Raw genomic sequence first — 19,678 nt, 5'->3', positions numbered from 1 at the left:
ACGGAACAAAGTGGAGCGAAAACGGATATTTACGAAAGACGGATCAGGTTGCCTGAACGCGGACCGCCCGGTGCAGCGCCGCGATCCCGCCCGACATGTTGCGCCAGGCCACCCTGCCCCAGCCCGCCGCGCCGATCCGCGCGGCCAGGGCCGGCTGGTCGGGCCAGGCCCGGATCGACTCGGCCAGGTAGACGTACGCGTCGGGGTTGCTGGAGACGGTGCGTGCCACGCTCGGCAACGAGCGCAGCACGCACGACAGGTAGAGGGTGCGGAACGCCGGGTTCACCGGGGTGCTGAACTCGCACACCACCAGCCGGCCGCCCGGCCGGGTGACCCGGGCGAACTCACGCAGGACGGCATCGGTGTCGTTCACGTTGCGCAGCGCGAACGAGATGGTCACCGCGTCGAAGCTCGCGTCGGCGAAGGGCAGCTTCAGCGCGTCCCCGGCCAGCAGCGGCACCTGGGGACGGGAGCGCTTACCGACTCGCAGCATGCCGAGGGACAGGTCCGCGCCCACCACGTACGCGCCCGACTGCGCCAACTCCTCGGTGGAGACGCCGGTGCCGGCACCCACGTCGAGCACCCGCTCACCCGGCCGCAGGTCGAGCGCGGCCCGGGTGGCCCGCCGCCAGAACCGGTCCTGTCCGAAGGAGAGGATGGTGTTGGTCACGTCGTAACGCTCCGCCACGCCGTCGAACATCGCGGCGACCTCGTGCGGCTGCTTGTCCAGGTTGGCGCGCTGGCCCTGCGGGGTACGGCTCACCCCTCCACTCTGCCAGCAGGGCTCCGCCCGGCGGCCGGCGGGTCGGCCGTGGGCCGGGTATGCCACAGGGGCGGGGTGGTCGCCCACCCCGCCCCCGTGCGGCCGTACGTCAGTCGGTCGACTTCTCGTCGCCGGGCGCCACCAGGACGACCCGGCGCCGCCGGGAGACCAGCAGCAGCGCGCCGCCGGCCAGCAGCACGGCCGCGCCGATGCCGCCGATCAGGCCGGCCTGCACGCCGGTCACCGGCAGCCCGCCGCCGTCACCGCCACCACCACCGGTGCCCGGGGTCGTGGTCGTGGTCGGGCCCGGCGTGGGCCCGCCGGTCGGGGTCGCCGTCGGCGCCACGGTCGGGGTCGGCGTCGGGGTCGGCTGCGCCGACAGGTCGACGAAGGCCTCGAAGGTCGTGTGGTTGTCCAGCACGTCGACCTCGCTGAAGGCCTTCCGCTGCGCCGGGCTGGCCACCTGCGGCTCCGCCTCCGGCTCGCCCTCGACCACGTCCAGCCCGCGCGCGAAGAGGTCACCTTCCCGGAGCACCGGCTCGGTCACGCCGTCGCCGACCTTCACCGTGACGTCGGCGGTGTAGTACTGCCCGCGGCGGATGGTCACGCCGGCGTCCTCGCAGAACGCCTGCGCCTTGCCGAGGAACTCCTGCTCGACGCAGCCCTCGGGCAGGGTAACGAAGCTCACACCCGCCGGGAGGGTGATGCCGTAGAAGACGCCCGTCGCGGGCCGGCTGCCGTCGTTGTAGACCGCCCAGTCCAGCGGGACGGTCTCGCCCCGGCGCACCGGCCTCAGGTCCGGCTCGTCGGCCACCGCGCCGTTGACCACCACATTGGCCTGGACGTCCTGCACCCAGGCGGTGAGGTCGTAGCCCGGCTTCGTCACGGTGATCGGCACGTCGAGTTCGTAGTTGTTGTCGGGGTTCGGGTCACCGGCGGCCGAGCTGACCGTCACCACCAGCACGCCGCCGTTGCCCTTGGCGCCGGTGCTGAACAACGGGATGCCGAAGTCCTCGCCGGTGCCCCCGCGCAGGTCACCGAGCAGGCAGGTGAACGTGGCGCCGGCCGTCTCGCAGCCGTCCGGGACGACGTAGCCGACCCTCTTGGCCTTGAGGCCGCTGGTGTCCACGGTGACGGTGACGGCCTTCGCGTCGACCGCGGCGGTGAGGTTCTGGACGGTGAACTTGAACGGCTTGGCCTTCGCCGCCTTCACGCCCTTGGCCACGTGGTAGCTGACCGGCGTCAGAGCCAGGTCCACCTGGTCGGCGGCGTGTGCGGGAGCGGCGACGGCGGCCAGGCCGCCCGCCGCGAGCAGGGCCACGGCGCCGGCGCGGGCCAGGGCCGAGCGGTGGAACAGGGTCATCGGTCCCCCGGGGGTTGGGAAGAAACGGATGGTTGCGGAACCGGGCCGGACGCTATCGAAGGTCGATGCGACGCGCCAGCAGGGAGAACGTGTTTCATCCGTCCGGTCGGTCCGGTCCGCCGGACGGCCGGGCAGACGGTGGGGGCGGGATGGTCACCCATCCCGCCCCCACCGCCGTGCGTTATGTGAACGACCCTCGCGGGTCGATGGAGGACGAACGTCAGGCAGTCGGCTTCTCGTCGCCCGGGGTCACCAGGACGATCCGGCGCCGCCGCGCCACCACGAACATGACCGCGCCCGCGACCAGGACCGCGCCGCCGATCCCGCCGATCAGGGTGGTCTGCGCGCCGGTCACCGGCAGGCCACCGCCGTCGCCGTCGCCACCGCCGCCCTCGCCACCGGTCCCGGCGGCCACGACGACCGCGTAGTCGTCCTTGTTGTCGGTCGGGTCGAGGTCGGTGAACCGCGGGTCGGCGGCGCTGAGCACCTCGGCCTTGCCGATGGTGCTGCGGGTGCTCTTCCTGGCCAGCGGGGAGTCGACCGGCAGGGAGCCGAGCGCCTCGGCCTCGAGCGAGCCGCCCGGCAGGGTCGAGGGAGCCTTGACGCCCTTGTCGACCACCACCGGCATCGGCAGGAACAGCACCATCTGCGGCTCGAACTGGAACGCCTTGTCCTCGCAGACCGCGGTGCGCTTGTCCGCGCCGTAGGTGCAGGCCTCCACCGGCCCCGCGAAGGTGACACCCTCCGGCAGCCGGAACGTCAGCTTGACGCCCTTGCCGATCAGGTCGCCCTGGTTGATGACCTGGCCGAAGACGATGGCGGAGTCGCCCGGCCGCAGCGGGGCCGCCGGCTGCTCCTCCTCGGCCTCGGGGTCGAACCGGGTCTTCACGTCCTGCACCACGACGCCCAGGTCGACGCCGCTGTCCGTGGTGATCTCGACGGTCGCCGTGGCGGAGTTGTTGCTCTTGTCCGTGTCGTCCGGCGACTCGATGCTGAAGGTCACCGGGGCGGAGTAGGCCTCCCTGGCCGCGTCCGGGTTCTTGACCACGAAGACGAGCACCTCGGCGGTCTCGCCCGGGCCGGGGATGTCCTCCTTGGCGACCTTGCAGGTCACCAGTTCGGGCCGGCCGTCACCGTCCATGGTGCAGTCTTCCGTGAACGGCGAGATCAACGCCTTGTCGAAGTCCACCTTCGACACGTCGGCCTTGACGATGAGCTCGGTCGGCGTGCCGGCACCCATGTTGCTGATCTTGACCCAGCCGAACTTGCCCTCCGCATTGGCGGTCGTCTTCATGCCGACGACGGCCTGGAGCGCCAGGTCCGTCTCGGTACCCGCGGCGTGGGCCGGCGTGCCCATCGCCGTGAACACGCCGGAGGCCAGCAGCGCGGCGGCGCCGAGGCGCGCCAGCGAGCGGTTACGGAAGATCATGGAGAGGTCCCCCCGTTGGGGTGCAGGAAAGGTACGGGCCGGGACGTTAGCGGTCCACGATCATGCCCGCCACCCCGCCTTCCGGCGAGCTGATCAGCACCGCTAAGAAACGCTTAAGGATTGTCCGGATTGATGTGCCTTGTTGTCACCGGCCGTCCGATCCCGCCGGATCGAACGCCGGATCAATCGGTACCCATGGTCGGTGACCGCTCCGCCGAACGGCCAACCGTCCCGATCCGGGGCGCCCACGACGTGTCGATCCGGCACTCACCCGCCGTAGACAGGGCTCGACCCCCGCCGTGCACGACGGCGGGGGTCGAGGTGTCGGGATCAGCGGGCGTCGACCAGCGGCAGGGGCTTCCCGGCGCCGCCGCCGGGCATGGCGATCGAGGAGAAGTGCGAGACCACCCGCTCGTCGGTCGGGTCGTCGGCCGGGCTGTGGTGCACGGCCAGCCGGTTGTAGAGCGTGTCCCGCTGGGCCGGAATCCGGTCCGCCGAGCGGATCATGCCGATGAGCTCGTGCAGGTTGGAGCGGTGCCGCGCGCCGGCGGAGGAGATGACGTTCTCCTCCAGCATGATCGAGCCCAGGTCGTCCACGCCCATGTGCAGGGCGAGCTGCCCGACGTCCTTGCCGGTGGTCAGCCAGGACGCCTGGAGGTGCGGCACCGTCTCGAAGAAGAGCCGGGCCACCGCGACCAGTCGCAGGTATTCCAGCGTGGTGGCCTGGGTCCGGCCCTTGAGGTGGTTGTTCTCCGGCTGGTACGTCCACGGGATGAACGCCCGGAAGCCCTTCGTGCGGTCCTGCACGTCGCGGATCATCCGCAGGTGCTCGATCCGCTCTGCCGCGGTCTCACCGGTGCCCATCATCATGGTGGCGGTCGACTCGACACCCTGCCGGTGCGCCAGCTCCATGACCTCCAGCCAGCGCTCGCCCGACTCCTTCAGCGGCGCGATCGCGGTGCGCGGCCGCGCGGGCAGCATCTCGGCGCCGGCGCCGGCGATCGAGTCCAGCCCGGCCGCCTTGATCCGGGCGATGGCCTCGTCGAGGCCGACGCCGGAGACCTTGGCCATGTGCAGGATCTCGCTGGGGCCGATCGAGTGGATGGCCAACTGCGGGTAGGCCTTCTTGACCGAGGAGAACAGCTCCTCGTAGTACTCCACGCCGTAGTCGGGGTGGTGCCCGCCCTGGAGCATGACCTGGGTGGCGCCCAGCTCGACCGCCTCGCCGCAGCGGCGCAGGATCTCCTCCGTCGGGTGGGTCCAGCCCTCCTTGTGCCGGGGGGCCCGGAAGAACGCGCAGAACTTGCACGCCGTCACGCAGACGTTGGTGTAGTTGATGTTGCGGTCGATCAGGTACGTGACGATGTTGTCCGGGTAGCGCCGTCGGCGCACCGCGTCGGCGGCCTCGCCCAGGGCGTGGAAGGGCGCCTCGGTGTAGAGCAGCAGGGCCTCCTCGGGCGTGATCCGCCCGCCGTCCGCGCCGCGCTGCAGGATGTCGTCGATCTCCCGGCTCACACTCACCCCCCGAGCCTACGTCGCCCCGCCCCCGGCCGACCTCGCCGGACTCCTGTCGCCCACGCCACAGGCCCCGCCGGGCGTCCGGAACCGAGGCGCTCACCCCGAGCGTCACGGTGGTCGTGCCTCAACGACCGCCAGTTCGACCTGTGGCGCGGCATTCGCCTACGGCGGCCGGGTCGAGGCCCCGAGCCGAGCACGGAGGAGGGGGGTCGGCGGGGCCCACGCGGTGCCACCGCCGGCCCCGCCGACCTGCTCCGCCCCGCCGCACGGCGGGAAGACCGGTCAGGCGTCGTAGTCGACCGTGAGCCGGTCGGTGGTCGGGCTGGACTGGCAGGTGAGCACGTAGCCGGCGGCCACCTCGTCCGGCTCCAGCGCGTAGTTGCGGGCCATCGTGACCGCGCCGTCGACCACCTTGGCCTTGCAGGTCGAGCACACCCCGCCCTTGCAGGCGTACGGCAGCTCGCCGCGAACCTTCAGCGCCGCGTCCAGCACCCGCTCGTCGCGCCGCATCGTGAAGCGCGACGAGCGGCCGTCCAGCATGATCGTCACCTCGGCGCCGCCCCCCGGCTCGTCGGCCGGGCGCCGCGGCGGGGCCGGGGCCTCGGCGACGTGGAACAGCTCCGTGTGCACCGCCGAATCCGGCACGCCCCGCGCGGCGAGCACCTCCCGGGCGTCCACCACCATGTCGTACGGGCCGCAGAGGAACCACTCGTCGACGGCGTCGCCGGGAACGATGGTGTCCAGCAGCCGGCCCAGCCGGTCGGCGTCGATCCGACCGGAGAGCAGCGGCGACTCGCCCTGCTCCCGGGAGAGCACGTGCACCAGGTGCAGCCGGGCCGGCCAGCGGTCCTTCAGGTCGGCCAGCTCCTCGGCGAACATCACCGTGTTCGCCGTGCGGTTGCCGTACACCAGCGTGAACGTGCTGGCCGGCTCGACGGCGAGCGCCGTCGCGACCAGCGCGAGCACCGGGGTGACGCCCGAGCCCGCGACCACCGCGCCGTAGTGGCGGACCCGCTCCGGCGCGAAGGCCGTGGTGAAGTGCCCGAGCGGCGGCAGCACCTCGATCGTGTCGCCGCCACGCAGCACGCCGCAGGCGAACGCGGAGAAGGCACCGCCGGGGATCTCGCGCACGCCGATTCGCAGCCGGCCGTGCCGGGCCAGCTCGTCGGGCGTGGAGCAGATGGAGTACGACCGCCGCACGTCCGCACCGGCGGCAGCGGCGGCAGCGGCGGTGCCGGGGCGCCGGACGGTGAGGTGCTGGCCGGCGGAGAACGCGAACGTCTCCCGCAGCTCCGCCGGCACGGCGAAGGTGACCGCCACGGCGTCGTCGGTGAGCCGGTCGACGGCGGCGACGGGAAGCGGGTGGAAGACCGGCCGGCGACGGACCGGGCGGGTGATGGTGACAGTCACAGCGCCTTCAGGTGGTCGAAGGGTTCACGGCAGGAACGGCAGCGCCAGAGCGACTTGCACGCGGTCGAGCCGAAGCGGCTGATCTGCTCGGTCTCGGGCGAGCCGCAGCGCGGGCAGCGGACCGCGAGGGTCAGCGGCACCACGTCGCCCGCGCGGACGGGCGACGGCGGGGCGATGCCGGCGGCGGCGAGCTTGGCCCGGCCGGCGTCGGAGATCCAGTCGGTGCTCCACGCCGGGTCGTAGACGGTCCGAACGTCGGCGTCGGGGTGACCGGCGGCGGCCAGCGCCCGGCGGATGTCGGCGCGGATCACGTCCATCGCCGGGCAGCCGGTGTAGGTGGGGGTGATGGTCACGACGACCCGACCGGTGGCCGGGTCCTCGTCGACCGCCCGCAGGATGCCGAGGTCGTCGATGGTGACGACCCGGATCTCCGGATCCACCACCGCCGCCACGGCTGCCCTGGGGTCGGTCACCAGTACCACCTTCCGTTCGCGACTGCGGGGCTCCGCTTCGCTGCACTCCTCGCGCTCACCAGCGCCACCTTCCGTTCGCGACTGCGGGGCTCCGCTTCGCTGCACTCCTCGCGCTCACCAGCTGGCTCCGGGATGGGCGCGGTGCAGCACCTGCATCTCGGCGAGCAGGAAGGACAGGTGCTCGGTGTGCACGCCGTCGCGCCCGCCGGCCGGCGCCCAGCCGGGCTCCGGCCGGGTCAGCGTCGCCTCGTCGAGCACCGCAGCGACGCGGGCGTCGAAGTCGGCCCGCAGGGTGGCCGGGTCGACCGGCGCCGCCGGGGCCGAGGCGAACAACTCGTGCACGTACGGCCAGACCTGGTCGACCGCCGCCTGCATGCGCCGGTGCGACTCCTCGGTGCCGTCGCCGAGCCGCTTCACCCACAGCGAGCCGTGGTCGAGGTGGTAGGCCGACTCCTTCCGGGCCTTCGCCCCGATCGCGGCCAGCCGCACGTCGGCGCACCCGGCCAGCGCGGTGTAGAGCGGGAGCTGGTAGGCCGCGAGGAAGAACAGCTTGGCCATGGTGACCGCGAAGTCGCCGTTCGGCAGCTCCACCAGCAGGCAGTTGCGGAACTCCCGGTCGTCGCGGAGGTACGCCAGCGCGTCCTCGTCGCGGCCGGCGCCCTCCAGCTCGCCCGCGTACGACAGCAGGAGCCGGGCCGCGCCGAGCTGGTCGAGGGCGATGTTCGCCAGCGCGATGTCCTCCTCCATCTCCGGCGCGCGGGTGGTCCACTCGGCCAGCCGCTGCGCCGCGATGAGCGCGTCGTCGCCGAGGGCGAGGGCGAAGTCGAAGGGGCCGGTCACGCCGCCACCTCGCTCCGCCCGGCGGCGGCGCGACGCGCCCCGGTCCTGAGCCGGATGGTTCGCTCGCTGTGCTCGCTCACAGGTGGGCCACCCCGTCCGGCACCTCGTAGAAGGTGGGATGGCGGTAGACCTTGTCGGCCGCCGGGTCGAAGAACGCGTCCTTCTCGTCGGGGCTGGACGCGGTGATCGCGCCCGCCGGCACCACCCAGATGGAGACGCCCTCCTGACGGCGGGTGTAGAGGTCCCGCGCGTTCCGCAGGGCCAGCTCGGCGTCGGGGGCGTGCAAGCTGCCGACGTGGGTGTGCGACAACCCGCGCCGCGCCCGCACGAAGACCTCCCACAGAGGCGAAGAACTACTCACGCCGCCACCTTCTCCTTCTTCTCCGCCTGCTTGGCGGCGTACGCCACGGCGGCCTCGCGTACCCAGGTGCCCTCGTCGTGGGCGCGGCGCCGGTGCTCCGCCCGCTGCCGGTTGCATGGCCCGTCTCCCTTGATCACCCGCATCAGCTCGTCGTAGTCGGGCTGGGTGAAGTCGTACGACTGCCGGGACTCGTTCCAGCGCAGGCCCGGATCCGGGATGGTCAGCCCGAGGATCTCGGCCTGCTGCACGCACATGTCCACGAAGCGCTGCCGCAGCTCGTCGTTGGAGAACCGCTTGATCTTCCAGGCCATGGACTGCGCCGAGTGGGTGGAGTCGGTGTCCGGCGGGCCGAACATCGCCAGCGACGGGTACCACCAGCGGTCCACGGCGTCCTGCGCCATCGCCTTCTGTGCGGGGGTGCCGTGCGCCAGCGTGTGCAGGATCTCGTAGCCCTGCCGCTGGTGGAACGACTCCTCCTTGCAGACCCGGATCATCGCCCGCGCGTACGGCCCGTAGGAGCAGCGGCAGAGCGGGACCTGGTTGACGATCGCGGCGCCGTCGACCAGCCAGCCGATCGCGCCCACGTCGGCCCAGGTCAGGGTGGGGTAGTTGAAGATCGAGCTGTACTTCTGCCGCCCGCTGAGCAGCAGCTCGACCAACTCGTCCCGGCTGATCCCGAGGGTCTCGGCGGCGGCGTAGAGGTACAGGCCGTGGCCGGCCTCGTCCTGGACCTTCGCCAGCAGGATCGCCTTGCGCTTGAGTGACGGGGCGCGGCTGATCCAGTTTCCCTCCGGCTGCATGCCGATGATCTCGGAGTGCGCGTGCTGCGCGATCTGCCGAATCAGGGTCTTCCGGTACGCCTCGGGCATCCAGTCGCGCGGCTCGATCTTCTGGTCCGCCTCAATGACCTCGGCGAAGTACGCCGCGAGGTCCTCGTCCGGGCCGGGGGCGCCGACGCGGCGACCCCGTTCGGCGGCCTCCCGCAGCGCCGCCTCCGCCGCCTCGACCTCGCCGAGCAGGCCACCGCCGGGCGCGTCGGCGGAGAAGTCGTTGCCATACATGGGGCAAGTGTTACAGCTCGCCTCTCAAGACACCAGAGGGTGTAACAGGTTTCCGGAGACACTTTCGGCACGGGCAGGCACTACCACCAGCCGCTCAAACTATGACTTGAGTCACGAAGGGAAGATGAATCCTCTCAACAGCCGCATAGCGGCTCGATATCCCGCCTTCATGGCAAGTTGCCAGGTGTCGGGTTCTGGCGCGTCGCCGATCCGCACGTAGACTTCCCCCGTCACACCGATCGGTTGCCGACGATCGCCCCGAAACACGGAGGGCGCCTCCCCCGGCCCTCGGCGAGCGCCGATCCGTCCGGACAACCAGCCGGTCCCCCGGCCCTGACATCTGGAGCTCACCCACTCATGCGATCCCGCGTGACCCTGGTGCTCGCCGTCCTGGCGGTCCTCCTCGGTGGCGGCCTGCTCATCCCCGCCGCGTACGCCCGACTCGCCGGCGACGACGCCGCGAGCGGCGGACGCGGCGGCGGGAGCGTCGCGGCGCCCGCGCCGACCCCGCCCCCGCCGCCGACCCTGGCCGCCGGCCCCGTGTCGGTGGACTTCAAGGGCGAGTTCCTCTCGTGGGCGCTGATGGACCGGGAGACCGGCGAGATCTCCGGGTCGAAGAACATGGCCTCGACCAGCTCCACCGAGTCGATGATCAAGGCCTGGTTCGCGGCGGACTACCTCCGTCAGCTCGGTGACAAGCCGCTGCCGGCCGAGCGGAAGAAGCAGATCACCACCGCCATCCGGGACAGCAACGACGACGCCGCCAACGCCCTCTACGGCGCGGTGGGCCGCGCCGCGACGATCAAGCGGATGGTCAGCACCTGCGAGCTCACCGACACCAAGCCGGGCAACGTGCCGGGTTACGTGGGCTGGTGGAGCTTCACCCGGATGTCGCCGCGCGACGCCGTCCGGCTCGGCGACTGCATCGCCGACGGCACGGCCGCCGGACCCACCTGGACCAAGTTCCTGCTGGACGAGATGAGCAAGGTCAGGGGCAGCACGGCCGCCAAGGACCAGAAGGCCCGCTCCGGCGGCGGTCGTTGGGGCATCATCGACGGCCTCCCCCAGTCGATCGTCAGCCAGGGCCCGGTCAGCATGAAGAACGGCTGGACCCCGCTCAACTACGACGGCAACTGGCACGTGAACTGCCTCGCGGTCACCGACAAATGGAGCCTCGCGGTGATGCTCCGCTACCCGCAGAAGAGCGGCCTCGACTACGGCGCGCAGGTCTGCGCCTCGGTCACCAGCCAGCTCGTGACCCCGCAGCCGGGCGCCGCCCTCAAGGTGCCGCAGCAGCCCACCGGGAAGCTCTGATGGCGCGCCAGCGTCGGGCCGACGGGCCCGGGGACGCCTCCCCCGTCAGGCTGATCGTGATCGCGGTGGTCCTCATCGTCCTGGTGCTCGTCTCGCTGCGGCTGCTGCCGGGCTCGCCGTTCGAGTCGACGGCCGCCGCGACGTGGGGCGTCCCCGCCGGCCCGGCGGAACGCGCCACGGCAGCCCCGAGCGACCGCAGCTCGCGGCCGTCGCCGACGCCGACGCCGAGCCCCACCCCGGAACCGCTGCCGTTCGAGGCGAAGGACCTCGACCTGGACATCGAGGGCTGGTACTCCTGGAGCGTCCTCGACCGCCGCAGCGGCGAGATCATCGGCTCGGACAACATGGACGAGACCAGCACCACCGCGTCACTGATCAAGGCCTGGATCGTCGCCGACTACCTGCGCCGCGCCGACGACGCCGGCCAGACCCCGAGCGACGCCAGACTCGCCGACGCCACGAAGATCATCCGAGACAGCGACAACACCCGGACCGAGCAGTTCTACAACACGCTCAGCCGGTCCGCCTCGATCAAGCGGCTGATCTCCATCTGCGACCTGACCGACAGCAGCGTCGCCAGCGACGGCGGCTGGAGCCGGACGAAGCTCTCCCCCCGGGACACCGCACGGATGGGCGCCTGCATCGCCGACGGCCGCGCCGCCGGACCGAAGTGGACCAAATGGCTCGTCGACGAGATGCGGCTGGTCCGGGGCGGCGGTGACTTCGGCATCCGCAAGGCGTTCCCGGCCGCGGAACGCAAGACCATCGCCATCAAGAACGGCTGGATCGACCGGACGCGCGAGCAGGAGATGCACATCAACTGCCTCGCCATCGGCGACACCTGGACGATGGGCGTGATGGTCCGCTACCCGATCGGCAAGGGCTACGAGTACGGCATGAAGAACTGCCAGAAGATCACCGAAGCCCTCCTCCGCCCCACCACCTAGCCGCGCTCCCGGCCGGTCCGGGCGTCAGCCCGCGAAGAAGGCCGGGCCGGAGGTGGGCAGAGGCGGGGCGGCGTCGAGGGCGGCGGCGCGCCGCGCGAACTCGCGCAGGCCGGCCACCTGCCGCTCGCCGAGGGAGAAGTCCAACGCCCGGAAGTACGTCGCCAGGGTCGCCGCGTCGAACGGCTCCCAGCGTGCAGCCGCCTCGGCCACCTGGTCCAGCTCGGCCAGGCAGAGGTCCCGGGAACGCAGGAACGCCTCGTGCACCTCCTTGACCAGGCCGGGGTGGGCGGCGGCGAAGTCACGGCGTACCGCCCAGACGGCGAAGACCATCGGCAGGCCGGTCCACTCCCGCCACGCCTGCCCGAGGTCGGTGACCTCCAGCCCGCGCTTCGGTGCCTCGTAGAGGGCGCGCAGCGCCACGTCGCCGATCAGCACCCCGGCGTCGGCCTCCAGCAGCATCTGCGTCAGGTCGGGCGGGCAGCGGAAGTACTCGGGGTTCACCCCGTACCGCTCACCGAGCAGCAACTGGGCCAGCAGCACCCCGGTCCGCGAGGTCGAGCCCAGCGCCACCTTGCCGTGGTCCAACTCGGCCAGCGGACGGGTGGACACGATGTTGACGGACAGCACCGGGCCGTCGCTGCCGACCGCCAGATCGGGCAGGAGCAGCAGCTCGTCGGCGTGGCGCAGGTACTCCACGTGGGAGATCGGACCGATGTCCAGGTCACCGGCGACGAGCGCCGCGCTGAGCCGGTCCGGGGAGTCCTTGTGCAGGTCGACGTCGATCAGGGCGCCGGAGCGCATCAGCCCCCAGTAGATCGGCAGGCAGTTCAGGAACTGGATGTGCCCGACCCGGGGACGTGCGACGTGCTCAGCCATGCCCCGACCGTATCCCCGCCGCCGCGCCGGGGCTCAGCGGGTCGGCACGGGAGTGGCCAACCCCGCATCCGCCGACCCGTCACCCCGCCCGTCGGCCTGCACGCCGGCCACCTCACCGGGTCCGGCGGCCGACGATCCGGCCGGGGCGGATCCGGACGCGGCGCCGGCCGCGCGGGCACGCCGGACGGACCGGGTGACGACCGGTACGAATGCCACGACGACCAGCAGTCCGACCACGCCGGCCGCCGCGATCAGAGATCGCGGCGACAGCAGCGCCAGCAGGGCGCCCCCGATCAGGTAGCCGCCCATCGAGCCGCCCTGCACCGCCGCGCCGTAGGTGGCGTACGCCCGGCCGCGCGCCGCCTCGGGCACCCGCCGGGCGGTGAGCACGTTGGCGAAGACGTTCTCCCCGCCGTTCGCCGCGCCCGCGACCAGCCAGAGCGGCACCAGCAGCGCGGCCGTGGGCACGGCGGCGGCGACCATCACCATGAGGCAGATGCCGCCGAGGGTCGCCAGCACCCCGTACACCAAGGCGCCGTCGTCGGTGAGCCGCCGGGCCAGCCGGGCGCAGAGCCAACTGCCCGGCAGCATGCCCGCCATCCAGGCGGCGCCCACGAGCCCGTACGTGGTGGGTGAGCCGCCGAGGGTCTCCCGGATGAAGAAGACCTCGATCACGTTGATGCCGCCCACCGCCGTGATGACCGCCGCCGTGGTGAGGACGACAGCCAGCAGCAGCGGGTCGCGGCGCAGCCGCCAGGCCGGGCCCCGGTCCGCCCCGGCCGCCGGCGTGGCCGCGGCAGCCCGCCGGCCGCCCCGCCGGGTCCGCAGCAACAGGCCCACGGCCACAAGCGCGAGATAGCTCGCGGCGTCGATGAGCAGCGGTACGCGGGTGCCGAACTGCCCGACCAGCAGCCCGGCGAGCACCGGGCCGCCGAGCGCGCCCAGGGAGGAGGCGGTCTGACTGATCGCGCTGGCCCGGGGCAGGTCGGCGGGGCGCACCATCGTCGGCAGCAGCGCCGCGAGGCAGGGCTGGGTCACGGCCAGCCCGCAGGCGAGCAGCGCGACGAGTCCGATGACCAGGGCGGGGTGGTCGGCGAAGGCGAGCAGCGCGCACACGGTGGCCTGCCCGATGCCGACGGCGACCAGCAGCGTACGGCTGTCCACCCGATCGGCGAGCCGCCCGGTGATCGGGGCGAGCACCACCAGCGGCAGGGTGGCCGCCAGCAGCAGCCCGGACACGGCGAGGCCGCTGGCTCCGGCGCCCTGTAGCGCGAGCGCCAGGGCGGTGGCGGCAAGGAAGTCCCCGCAGATCGAGGTGCCACGCGCGGCGGCGGTGAGCCAGACGTCGGACCAGCGTGACTCGCCAGTTGTGAAGGACATGCTTCGAAAATAATCCTTCACAACTGATCGAATCAACCCCCTACGCCAGCGGCACCGCCCGGTACTGCGCCGCCACCGTGCGCGCCCCGGCCGGCGGATCCGACTGGCGGTTCCGCTGCCGGTACGGCTCGAACAGCGCACTCACCGCCTCGTTCAGCTCGACCAGTTCGGCGGCGGTGAGCAGCAGCAGCGTGTCGCTGAACAGCGCGGCGTCGTACCACTCGGGGGGCTCGTCGCCGGCATGGCGCAGCCATTCCCGGGCCCGTTCCAGGTCCCTGGCCGCGTGCGCCTCCACCAACGCCTGCTCGGCCGCGCGCACCTCCGGCCCGGCGGAGCGACCGGCGGTGACCATCAGGCCCTGGCCGACCGTGCGCCACAACCGCTCGCGCGCGTCCCCCCGGCTCGGCGCCTGCTCCACCAGGCCCGACTTCGCCAACGCCCGCAGGTGGTAGCTGGTCGCGCTCGGCGACAACCCGACCACCTCCGCGCACTCGGTGGCGGTCGCGCCGCCCTCCACCCTGCCCAGGTGCTCCATGATCGCGATTCGGGCCGGATGGGCCAGCGCCCGCATCACCTGCGGGTCACTGATCGTCATCCGCGGCCGCTCGGGACGCCCCTCCGTCATGGGTCCATGATTCCTGGTCGCGCGGTCCCCGGTGGCCGCCGGTGTGCCGGCGCTCGGGTTCGCTGATGTGTCGGCGCTCGGGATTCGCCGGTCAACCGGCACGCGGGTCCGTCGACGGGCACCGGTGCCCGGTCGCAATCCGGTGGAGCGGCGCGCGTTCGGCGCGTAGGCTGTCAGGTCGCTGACGGCCAGGGTGAGGTGACCACCGCATCGGACGTCCCGCGCCGGGGGCCGGCCATCCGCCCGCCGGAGACGCGAGCGACAGACAGATGACCCCGACGGGATTCAGCGTGACCGACCTCGATCTCGACCTCGACGCCGAACGCGAACACCTCGCCACCTCCCGGGCGGCACTGGCCCAGATGCGGGAACGCGCCCGAGCCCTCTTCGCCACCGGTGACCAGGTGGCCGGCGACGCGTACGCGGCCGAGACGCTCGGGCGCACCCTGGCCCGCCGGGTCGCCGAACTCGCCGACGACCCGACCACCCCGCTCTTCTTCGGTCGCCTCGACTTCGGTCCGGCGCCCGAGGCCCCGCCCACCGACGCCTCAGCTGTCAACGGGCGGGCCGGTGACGGTCGGGCCAGCAGCGGGCGGGCCGGTGACGCTGGGGACGGGCCGGACAGGTGGGACGCGGACCACGCCGGACGGCGGTACCACGTCGGTCGGCGGCACGTCACCGACAACCGGGGCGAGCCGCTCGTGTTGGACTGGCGGGCCCCGGTCTCCCGGTCGTTCTACCGGGCGAGCGCGCGCGACCCGCAGGGTGTGGCCGTACGGCGCCGCTTCGGATTCAGCAACGGGACGCTGACCAGCTTCGAGGACGAGCGCCTCGACCGGGGCGAGGAACTCGGCACGACCAGCCGGATCCTGACCGCCGAGATCGAACGGCCACGCGTCGGGCCGATGCGCGACATCGTCGCCACCATCCAGCCGGAACAGGACGAGCTGGTCCGGGCCGACCTGGCCGACTCGATCTGCGTGCAGGGCGCCCCCGGCACCGGCAAGACGGCCGTCGGCCTGCACCGGGCCGCCTACCTTCTCTACCTGCACCGGGAGCGGCTGCGGCGGTCCGGCGTACTGATCGTGGGGCCGAACCGGGCCTTCCTGTCGTACATCGCGGCGGTGCTGCCGGCACTCGGAGAAGTCGAGGTCGAGCAGGCCACGGTGGAAGACCTGGTCGGCCGGGTGCCGGTGCGGGCGGTCGAAGACCCGGCAGTCGCCGCGGTCAAGCACGACGCCCGGATGGCCGAGGTGCTGCGCCGGGCAGTCGACGCGCACATCGGCGAGCCCACCGAGCCGATCATGGTCTCGGACGGCTCGTACCGCTGGCGGATCGGGCTGGACCCGCTGCACCGGGTGGTCGAGGAGACCCGCCGGGAGCGCCTGCCGTACGCCACGGGGCGCGAGCGCGTCCGGGCCCGGGTGGTGGCGCTGCTGCAACGGCAGGCCGAGGCGCGGCGCGCCGAGTCGCCGAGCGACGCCTGGCTGCGCCGGATGGGCAAGGCCACACCGGTCACCACCTTCCTCGACGCGGTCTGGCCGGCACTCACCCCGGAGGGGCTGGTGCACGCCCTGCTCAGCGACCCGGAGCGGCTCGCCGCAGCGGCGGACGGGCTGCTCAGCGCCGAGGAACAGGCGCGGCTGCGCGGCGTCACCACCCCGGCCGCGACACCCGACCCGACGACGGCCAACCCGGTGACGCCCGGACCGACGACGGCCGGCACGGCGACACCCGACCCGAGGGCGGCCGATGCGGTGATGCCCGACCCGACCGCGACCGGCACGGCGACACCCGGCCCGACGGTGGCCGGTGCGGTGACACCTGGCCCGACGGTGGTGGTCGGTGGAACCCGCGCGCCGCGCCCGACGCGCCGCCTGGTTCCGGCCGGCACGAAGCTCGGCAGGACGCCGAAGGCCACGAAATGGACGGCGGCCGACGCCGTGCTGATCGACGAGGCGGCCGGGCTGATCGAGCGGCCGGGCGGCTTCGGACACGTCGTCGTCGACGAGGCGCAGGACCTCTCCCCGATGCAGTGCCGGGTGATCGCCCGGCGCAGCGAGCACGGGTCGATCACCCTCCTCGGGGACCTGGCTCAGGGCACCGCCCCGTGGGCCGCCGCAGACTGGCGGGAGTCCCTGCGCCACCTCGGCAAGCCGGACGCCGTCGTGGTGCCGCTGACGGTCGGCTTCCGGGTGCCCGCAGCCGTGGTCGCGTTCGCCAACCGGCTGCTGCCGGCGCTCGACGTCGACGTCCCCCCGGCCGAGTCGCTGCGCCGCGACGGCGCGCTGGACGTGCGTACCGTCGACGACCTGACCACCGCGACGGTGGCCGAGGTGCGCGCGGCGCTGGCGTTCGACGGCTCCGTGGCGGTGATCGCCGCCGACGACGCGGTCGGCGGGCTACGCGCGGCGCTGGACGCCGCCGGCGTCGAGACCGCGACCGTCGACGAGCCGGCCGCCGCGGCGCGCGTCACCGTGGTGCCCGCGCCCCTGGTCAAGGGCCTGGAGTACGACCACGTCATCGTCGTCGAGCCGGCGATGATCGTGGCCGCCGAACCGCGTGGCCTGCACCGGCTCTACGTGGTGCTCACCCGGGCGGTCTCCCGCCTCGCCGTGCTGCACGCCCGACCGCTGCCGCCTCCGCTCGGGTGATCGGCGACTTGCGCCGGTGCGGTAGACAGGCGTCCGTGACACCCTGGAAGAGCATCCCGTGATCCTCGCCCGCGCCGAGGCGGTCAGCCGCCGCTACGGCGACGTGCTCGCACTCGACCGAGTCGACCTGGAGGTCCGGGCCGGCGAACTGGTCGGCCTGCTCGGTCCGAACGGTGCTGGCAAGAGCACCCTGCTGAACCTGCTCGTCGGGCTGCGCCGGCCCACCGCCGGCCGGGTCGAGCTGTTCGGCGGCGACCCCCGCGACCCGGCGAGCCGGCAGCGGATCGGGGTCACCCCGCAGGAGACAGGCCTGCCCGGCACGCTGCGGGTCGGCGAGGTGGTGGACTTCGTTGCCGCCCACCACCCCGACCCGGTCCCCCGGGGCGAACTGCTCGACCGCTTCGGCCTGGGCGAGCTGGCCCGGCGGCAGACCGGCGGCCTCTCCGGCGGGCAGCGCCGCCGGCTCGCGGTGGCCATCGCCTTCGTCGGCCGGCCCCGGCTGGTGCTGCTCGACGAGCCGACCACCGGCCTGGACGTCGCTGCGCGGCACACCCTGTGGGAGGCGATCCGGGCGTTCCACGACGACGGCGGCACCGTGCTGCTGAGCAGCCACTACCTGGAGGAAGTCGAGGCGCTGGCGCGGCGCGTGGTGGTCATCGGGCACGGCCGGGTGCTGGCCGACGACACGGTCAGCGCCATCCGGGGCATCGTCGGCGTACGCCGGGTGAGCCTGGTCGCCGGCGAACTGCCCGCGCTGCCGGGCGTGGTCCGCACCGAGGAGGTCGACGGCCGCACCCACCTGCTGACCACCGACGCCGACGAGCTGGTGCGGGCCCTGGTCACCGCCGGGGTGACGTTCACCGACCTGGAGGTGCGCCCCACCTCGCTGGAGGAGGCGTTCCTCGCCATCACCGCGACCGACGCGGCACCGGGCTCCGGAACCGACCGTCCGACGACCGCCGTGGCCGGCCCACCGGCCACCGCCTGAGAGACGGGTCTCCCATGCGCCTCGCCCTGCTCCACGCCCGCTACCAACTCCTGGAGACGGTCCGCATCCCGGTCGCCGTCGTCGGCAGCGCCTTCTTCCCGGCCGCCGCGATGCTCTTCTTCGTGGTGCCGTTCACCGGTAAGGACCCGGTCGCCGCCAACTACGCCACCGCCGCGATGGTCACCTTCTCGGTGATGAGCGCGAACATCTTCCAGTACGGGATCGGGGCGGCCGAGGACCGCGCCCACCCCTGGGACCCGTACACCCGGACGCTGCCCGCCGGCCCCATGTCGCGTTTCGCGGGCCGGATACTGGCCGGGCTGGCACTCACCTACCTCTCACTGCTCCCGGTGGTGGTGATCGGGGCGATGCTCACCGAGGCGCGGGTCAGCGCAGCGGCGTTCCTGCTGGCCATGGCGATCGTCGCCATGATCTCGGTGCCGTTCACGCTGCTGGGGCTCTCCATCGGCTACTCGATGCCGAGCAAGGCGGCGATCGTGGTGGCGCAGGTCGTCTTCTTCCCGCTCGCCTTCGGTGGCGGCCTGCTCTCCGCCCCGGACCAGGCGCCCGGGTTCGTCGAAGCCGTCGCGCCGTTCCTGCCGACCCGGGGCGCGGTGGAGCTGATGTGGGCGGCGGTCGGCGACTACTCGGTCAACTCGCTGTCGGTGGTCATGCTCGGGGTCTGGGTGGTGCTGCTGGCGGTGCTGGCCGGGTGGGCGTACCGGCGAGACGAGGGTCGACGGTTCAGCTGACGTTTTTGTCCGATCCGCCCCGGAGCGCGGCGGGTCGGTGCCACGATTCCGGCAGGGGCGTGCCGGCGTGGCCGTCCCCAGCCGAGAGGGGTCGACGTGAGCATCGTCCCGCCGGGCACGCCCTGCTGGGCCGACCTCGCCACCCCGGGCCTCGCCGAGGCGCGGCGGTTCTATCCCGAACTGTTCGGTTGGACCGGCCGGATCGACCCTGAACCCGAAGCGGGCGGCTACACGGTCTTCCTTCTCGGCGGGCGGGCGGTGGCGGGCGCGGGTCCACCAGCCATCCCCGACCAGGTGCCGATCTGGTCGACATACCTGGCGACCGACGACGCGGACCTGGTGGCCGGGCGGGTCGAGCGGGCCGGCGGGCAGGTGGTGGTGCCCCCGTTCGAGGTCTTCGACCGGGGACGGATGGCCGTCTTCGCCGACCCCGCCGGGGCGGCGTTCAGCGTCTGGCAGCCGATGGCGATGCCGGGGGCCGAGGTCTTCGACACCCCGGGAGCGCTGACCTGGACCGAGCTGATAACCCCGGATCCGGACGGCGCGAAGGTCTTCTACGAGCTGGTCTTCGGCTGGCACCCGGACGACCAGCGGCTGGGGCCGATCACGTACACCGGCTGGCGGCTCGGCACCCGGATCGTGGCCGGCATGGTGCCGCCGCTCGGCGACGGGTTCCCTGCGGACACGCCCGCGTACTGGTCGGTGTCCTTCGCGGTGGCAGACGCCGACGCAGCCGCCGCCCGAGCCGCCGAACTCGGTGGCACCATCCTGGTCCCGCCCCAGACCGCCCCGGCGGGCCGCTACGCCGCCCTCCGCGACCCCCACGGCGCCCTCTTCAACATCCTCACCCGCCCCTAACCCCGCCCCCTAACCCCCGCCCCCCTCCCCCTGCCCCGCCCCCGCCCCACCCTGCTCGGCGATCTT

18 protein-coding genes are annotated in these 19,678 nt (G+C 72.9%); 6 read left to right on the top strand and 12 right to left on the bottom strand.

Annotation, left to right across the window (positions count from 1 at the left end):
* Positions 1-43: 43 nt before the first annotated feature.
* The 9 genes from AB0D32_RS06445 to paaA all read right to left on the bottom strand — a co-directional run bounded on the left by AB0D32_RS06445 (position 44) and on the right by paaA (position 9,218).
* Complete coding sequence (locus AB0D32_RS06445; protein ID WP_357085595.1) at positions 44-763, bottom strand: demethylmenaquinone methyltransferase; 720 nt, start codon at positions 761-763, stop codon at positions 44-46.
* 109 nt (positions 764-872) lie between these two features.
* Complete coding sequence (locus AB0D32_RS06440) at positions 873-2,126, bottom strand: cell wall anchor protein (protein WP_357085593.1); 1,254 nt, start codon at positions 2,124-2,126, stop codon at positions 873-875.
* Between the two features lie 220 nt (positions 2,127-2,346).
* On the bottom strand, positions 2,347-3,555 hold the full coding sequence (locus AB0D32_RS06435; RefSeq protein WP_357085590.1) for an LPXTG cell wall anchor domain-containing protein: 1,209 nt from the start codon (positions 3,553-3,555) through the stop codon (positions 2,347-2,349).
* Between the two features lie 330 nt (positions 3,556-3,885).
* A complete protein-coding gene (mqnC, locus tag AB0D32_RS06430; RefSeq protein WP_357085588.1) occupies positions 3,886-5,076 on the bottom strand; it encodes a cyclic dehypoxanthinyl futalosine synthase in 1,191 nt (396 codons plus the stop codon).
* A gap of 279 nt (positions 5,077-5,355) precedes the next feature.
* The gene (gene paaE / locus AB0D32_RS06425) at positions 5,356-6,483 is read right to left on the bottom strand and encodes a 1,2-phenylacetyl-CoA epoxidase subunit PaaE (protein ID WP_357085586.1); all 1,128 of its coding nucleotides are present in this window, start codon (positions 6,481-6,483) and stop codon (positions 5,356-5,358) included.
* Positions 6,480-6,956: a 1,2-phenylacetyl-CoA epoxidase subunit PaaD gene (gene paaD / locus AB0D32_RS06420; RefSeq protein WP_357085584.1), complete on the bottom strand. Its 477-nt coding sequence runs from the start codon at positions 6,954-6,956 to the stop codon at positions 6,480-6,482. Before paaD ends, paaE begins: the two co-directional genes overlap by 4 nt.
* A 114-nt stretch (positions 6,957-7,070) precedes the next feature.
* Positions 7,071-7,796, bottom strand: coding sequence for a 1,2-phenylacetyl-CoA epoxidase subunit PaaC (gene paaC / locus AB0D32_RS06415; protein ID WP_357085582.1), 726 nt, complete (start codon positions 7,794-7,796; stop codon positions 7,071-7,073).
* Positions 7,797-7,872: 76 nt separating this feature from the next.
* Positions 7,873-8,157 carry a 1,2-phenylacetyl-CoA epoxidase subunit PaaB gene (gene paaB, locus AB0D32_RS06410; protein ID WP_357085579.1) on the bottom strand — a complete coding sequence of 95 codons (285 nt, stop codon included), beginning with the start codon at positions 8,155-8,157 and terminating at the stop codon, positions 7,873-7,875.
* Positions 8,154-9,218, bottom strand: a complete 1,065-nt coding sequence (paaA, locus tag AB0D32_RS06405) for a 1,2-phenylacetyl-CoA epoxidase subunit PaaA (protein WP_357085577.1) — start codon at positions 9,216-9,218, stop codon at positions 8,154-8,156. The genes paaB and paaA overlap by 4 nt, the downstream gene beginning before the upstream one ends.
* Positions 9,219-9,575: 357 nt before the next feature.
* On the opposite strand from paaA, the gene AB0D32_RS06400 reads away from it, so the two are divergent.
* Complete coding sequence (locus tag AB0D32_RS06400) at positions 9,576-10,532, top strand: hypothetical protein (protein WP_357085575.1); 957 nt, start codon at positions 9,576-9,578, stop codon at positions 10,530-10,532.
* Positions 10,532-11,479 (top strand): hypothetical protein, encoded by a 948-nt coding sequence (locus tag AB0D32_RS06395; protein ID WP_357085573.1) that lies wholly within the window; start codon positions 10,532-10,534, stop codon positions 11,477-11,479. The genes AB0D32_RS06400 and AB0D32_RS06395 overlap by 1 nt, the downstream gene beginning before the upstream one ends.
* A gap of 24 nt (positions 11,480-11,503) precedes the next feature.
* Here the strand turns inward: AB0D32_RS06395 and AB0D32_RS06390 are convergent, their stop codons facing one another.
* Genes AB0D32_RS06390 through AB0D32_RS06380 form a run of 3 tightly spaced genes read right to left on the bottom strand, consistent with a single transcriptional unit; the run spans position 11,504 to position 14,360 of the window.
* Positions 11,504-12,355 carry a menaquinone biosynthesis protein gene (locus tag AB0D32_RS06390; protein WP_357085571.1) on the bottom strand — a complete coding sequence of 284 codons (852 nt, stop codon included), beginning with the start codon at positions 12,353-12,355 and terminating at the stop codon, positions 11,504-11,506.
* Between the two features lie 33 nt (positions 12,356-12,388).
* Positions 12,389-13,735, bottom strand: a complete 1,347-nt coding sequence (locus AB0D32_RS06385; RefSeq protein WP_357085569.1) for an MFS transporter — start codon at positions 13,733-13,735, stop codon at positions 12,389-12,391.
* Positions 13,736-13,775: 40 nt separating this feature from the next.
* Positions 13,776-14,360 (bottom strand): metalloregulator ArsR/SmtB family transcription factor, encoded by a 585-nt coding sequence (locus tag AB0D32_RS06380; protein WP_357085567.1) that lies wholly within the window; start codon positions 14,358-14,360, stop codon positions 13,776-13,778.
* Between the two features lie 269 nt (positions 14,361-14,629).
* On the opposite strand from AB0D32_RS06380, the gene AB0D32_RS06375 reads away from it, so the two are divergent.
* The 4 genes from AB0D32_RS06375 to AB0D32_RS06360 all read left to right on the top strand — a co-directional run bounded on the left by AB0D32_RS06375 (position 14,630) and on the right by AB0D32_RS06360 (position 19,612).
* Positions 14,630-17,014 carry an AAA family ATPase gene (locus tag AB0D32_RS06375; protein ID WP_357085565.1) on the top strand — a complete coding sequence of 795 codons (2,385 nt, stop codon included), beginning with the start codon at positions 14,630-14,632 and terminating at the stop codon, positions 17,012-17,014.
* A gap of 58 nt (positions 17,015-17,072) precedes the next feature.
* The gene (locus AB0D32_RS06370; protein ID WP_357085563.1) at positions 17,073-18,002 is read left to right on the top strand and encodes an ABC transporter ATP-binding protein; all 930 of its coding nucleotides are present in this window, start codon (positions 17,073-17,075) and stop codon (positions 18,000-18,002) included.
* A 14-nt stretch (positions 18,003-18,016) separates the two neighbouring features.
* Positions 18,017-18,754 (top strand): ABC transporter permease, encoded by a 738-nt coding sequence (locus tag AB0D32_RS06365; RefSeq protein WP_357085560.1) that lies wholly within the window; start codon positions 18,017-18,019, stop codon positions 18,752-18,754.
* Between the two features lie 96 nt (positions 18,755-18,850).
* Positions 18,851-19,612 (top strand): VOC family protein, encoded by a 762-nt coding sequence (locus tag AB0D32_RS06360; protein WP_357085558.1) that lies wholly within the window; start codon positions 18,851-18,853, stop codon positions 19,610-19,612.
* The last annotated feature ends 66 nt before the right edge of the window (positions 19,613-19,678 follow it).

It is taken from the genome of Micromonospora sp. NPDC048170 (genome assembly GCF_040652795.1).
Taxonomy (GTDB): Bacteria; Actinomycetota; Actinomycetes; order Mycobacteriales; family Micromonosporaceae; genus Micromonospora.
The sequence above is the reverse complement of the archived record's forward strand: the minus strand, read 5'-3'. Positions and strand labels throughout refer to the sequence as shown.

What these genes read in the sequence shown, in the direction of transcription:
- AB0D32_RS06440 (WP_357085593.1), bottom strand. Translation starts at nt 2,126, where the DNA reads ATGACCCTGTTCCACCGCTCGGCCCTGGCCCGCGCCGGCGCCGTGGCC.
- AB0D32_RS06435 (WP_357085590.1), bottom strand. Translation starts at nt 3,555, where the DNA reads ATGATCTTCCGTAACCGCTCGCTGGCGCGCCTCGGCGCCGCCGCGCTG.
- paaA (WP_357085577.1), bottom strand. Translation starts at nt 9,218, where the DNA reads ATGTATGGCAACGACTTCTCCGCCGACGCGCCCGGCGGTGGCCTGCTC.
- AB0D32_RS06400 (WP_357085575.1), top strand. Translation starts at nt 9,576, where the DNA reads ATGCGATCCCGCGTGACCCTGGTGCTCGCCGTCCTGGCGGTCCTCCTC.
- AB0D32_RS06395 (WP_357085573.1), top strand. Translation starts at nt 10,532, where the DNA reads ATGGCGCGCCAGCGTCGGGCCGACGGGCCCGGGGACGCCTCCCCCGTC.
- AB0D32_RS06390 (WP_357085571.1), bottom strand. Translation starts at nt 12,355, where the DNA reads ATGGCTGAGCACGTCGCACGTCCCCGGGTCGGGCACATCCAGTTCCTG.
- AB0D32_RS06385 (WP_357085569.1), bottom strand. Translation starts at nt 13,735, where the DNA reads ATGTCCTTCACAACTGGCGAGTCACGCTGGTCCGACGTCTGGCTCACC.
- AB0D32_RS06380 (WP_357085567.1), bottom strand. Translation starts at nt 14,360, where the DNA reads ATGACGGAGGGGCGTCCCGAGCGGCCGCGGATGACGATCAGTGACCCG.
- AB0D32_RS06375 (WP_357085565.1), top strand. Translation starts at nt 14,630, where the DNA reads ATGACCCCGACGGGATTCAGCGTGACCGACCTCGATCTCGACCTCGAC.
- AB0D32_RS06365 (WP_357085560.1), top strand. Translation starts at nt 18,017, where the DNA reads ATGCGCCTCGCCCTGCTCCACGCCCGCTACCAACTCCTGGAGACGGTC.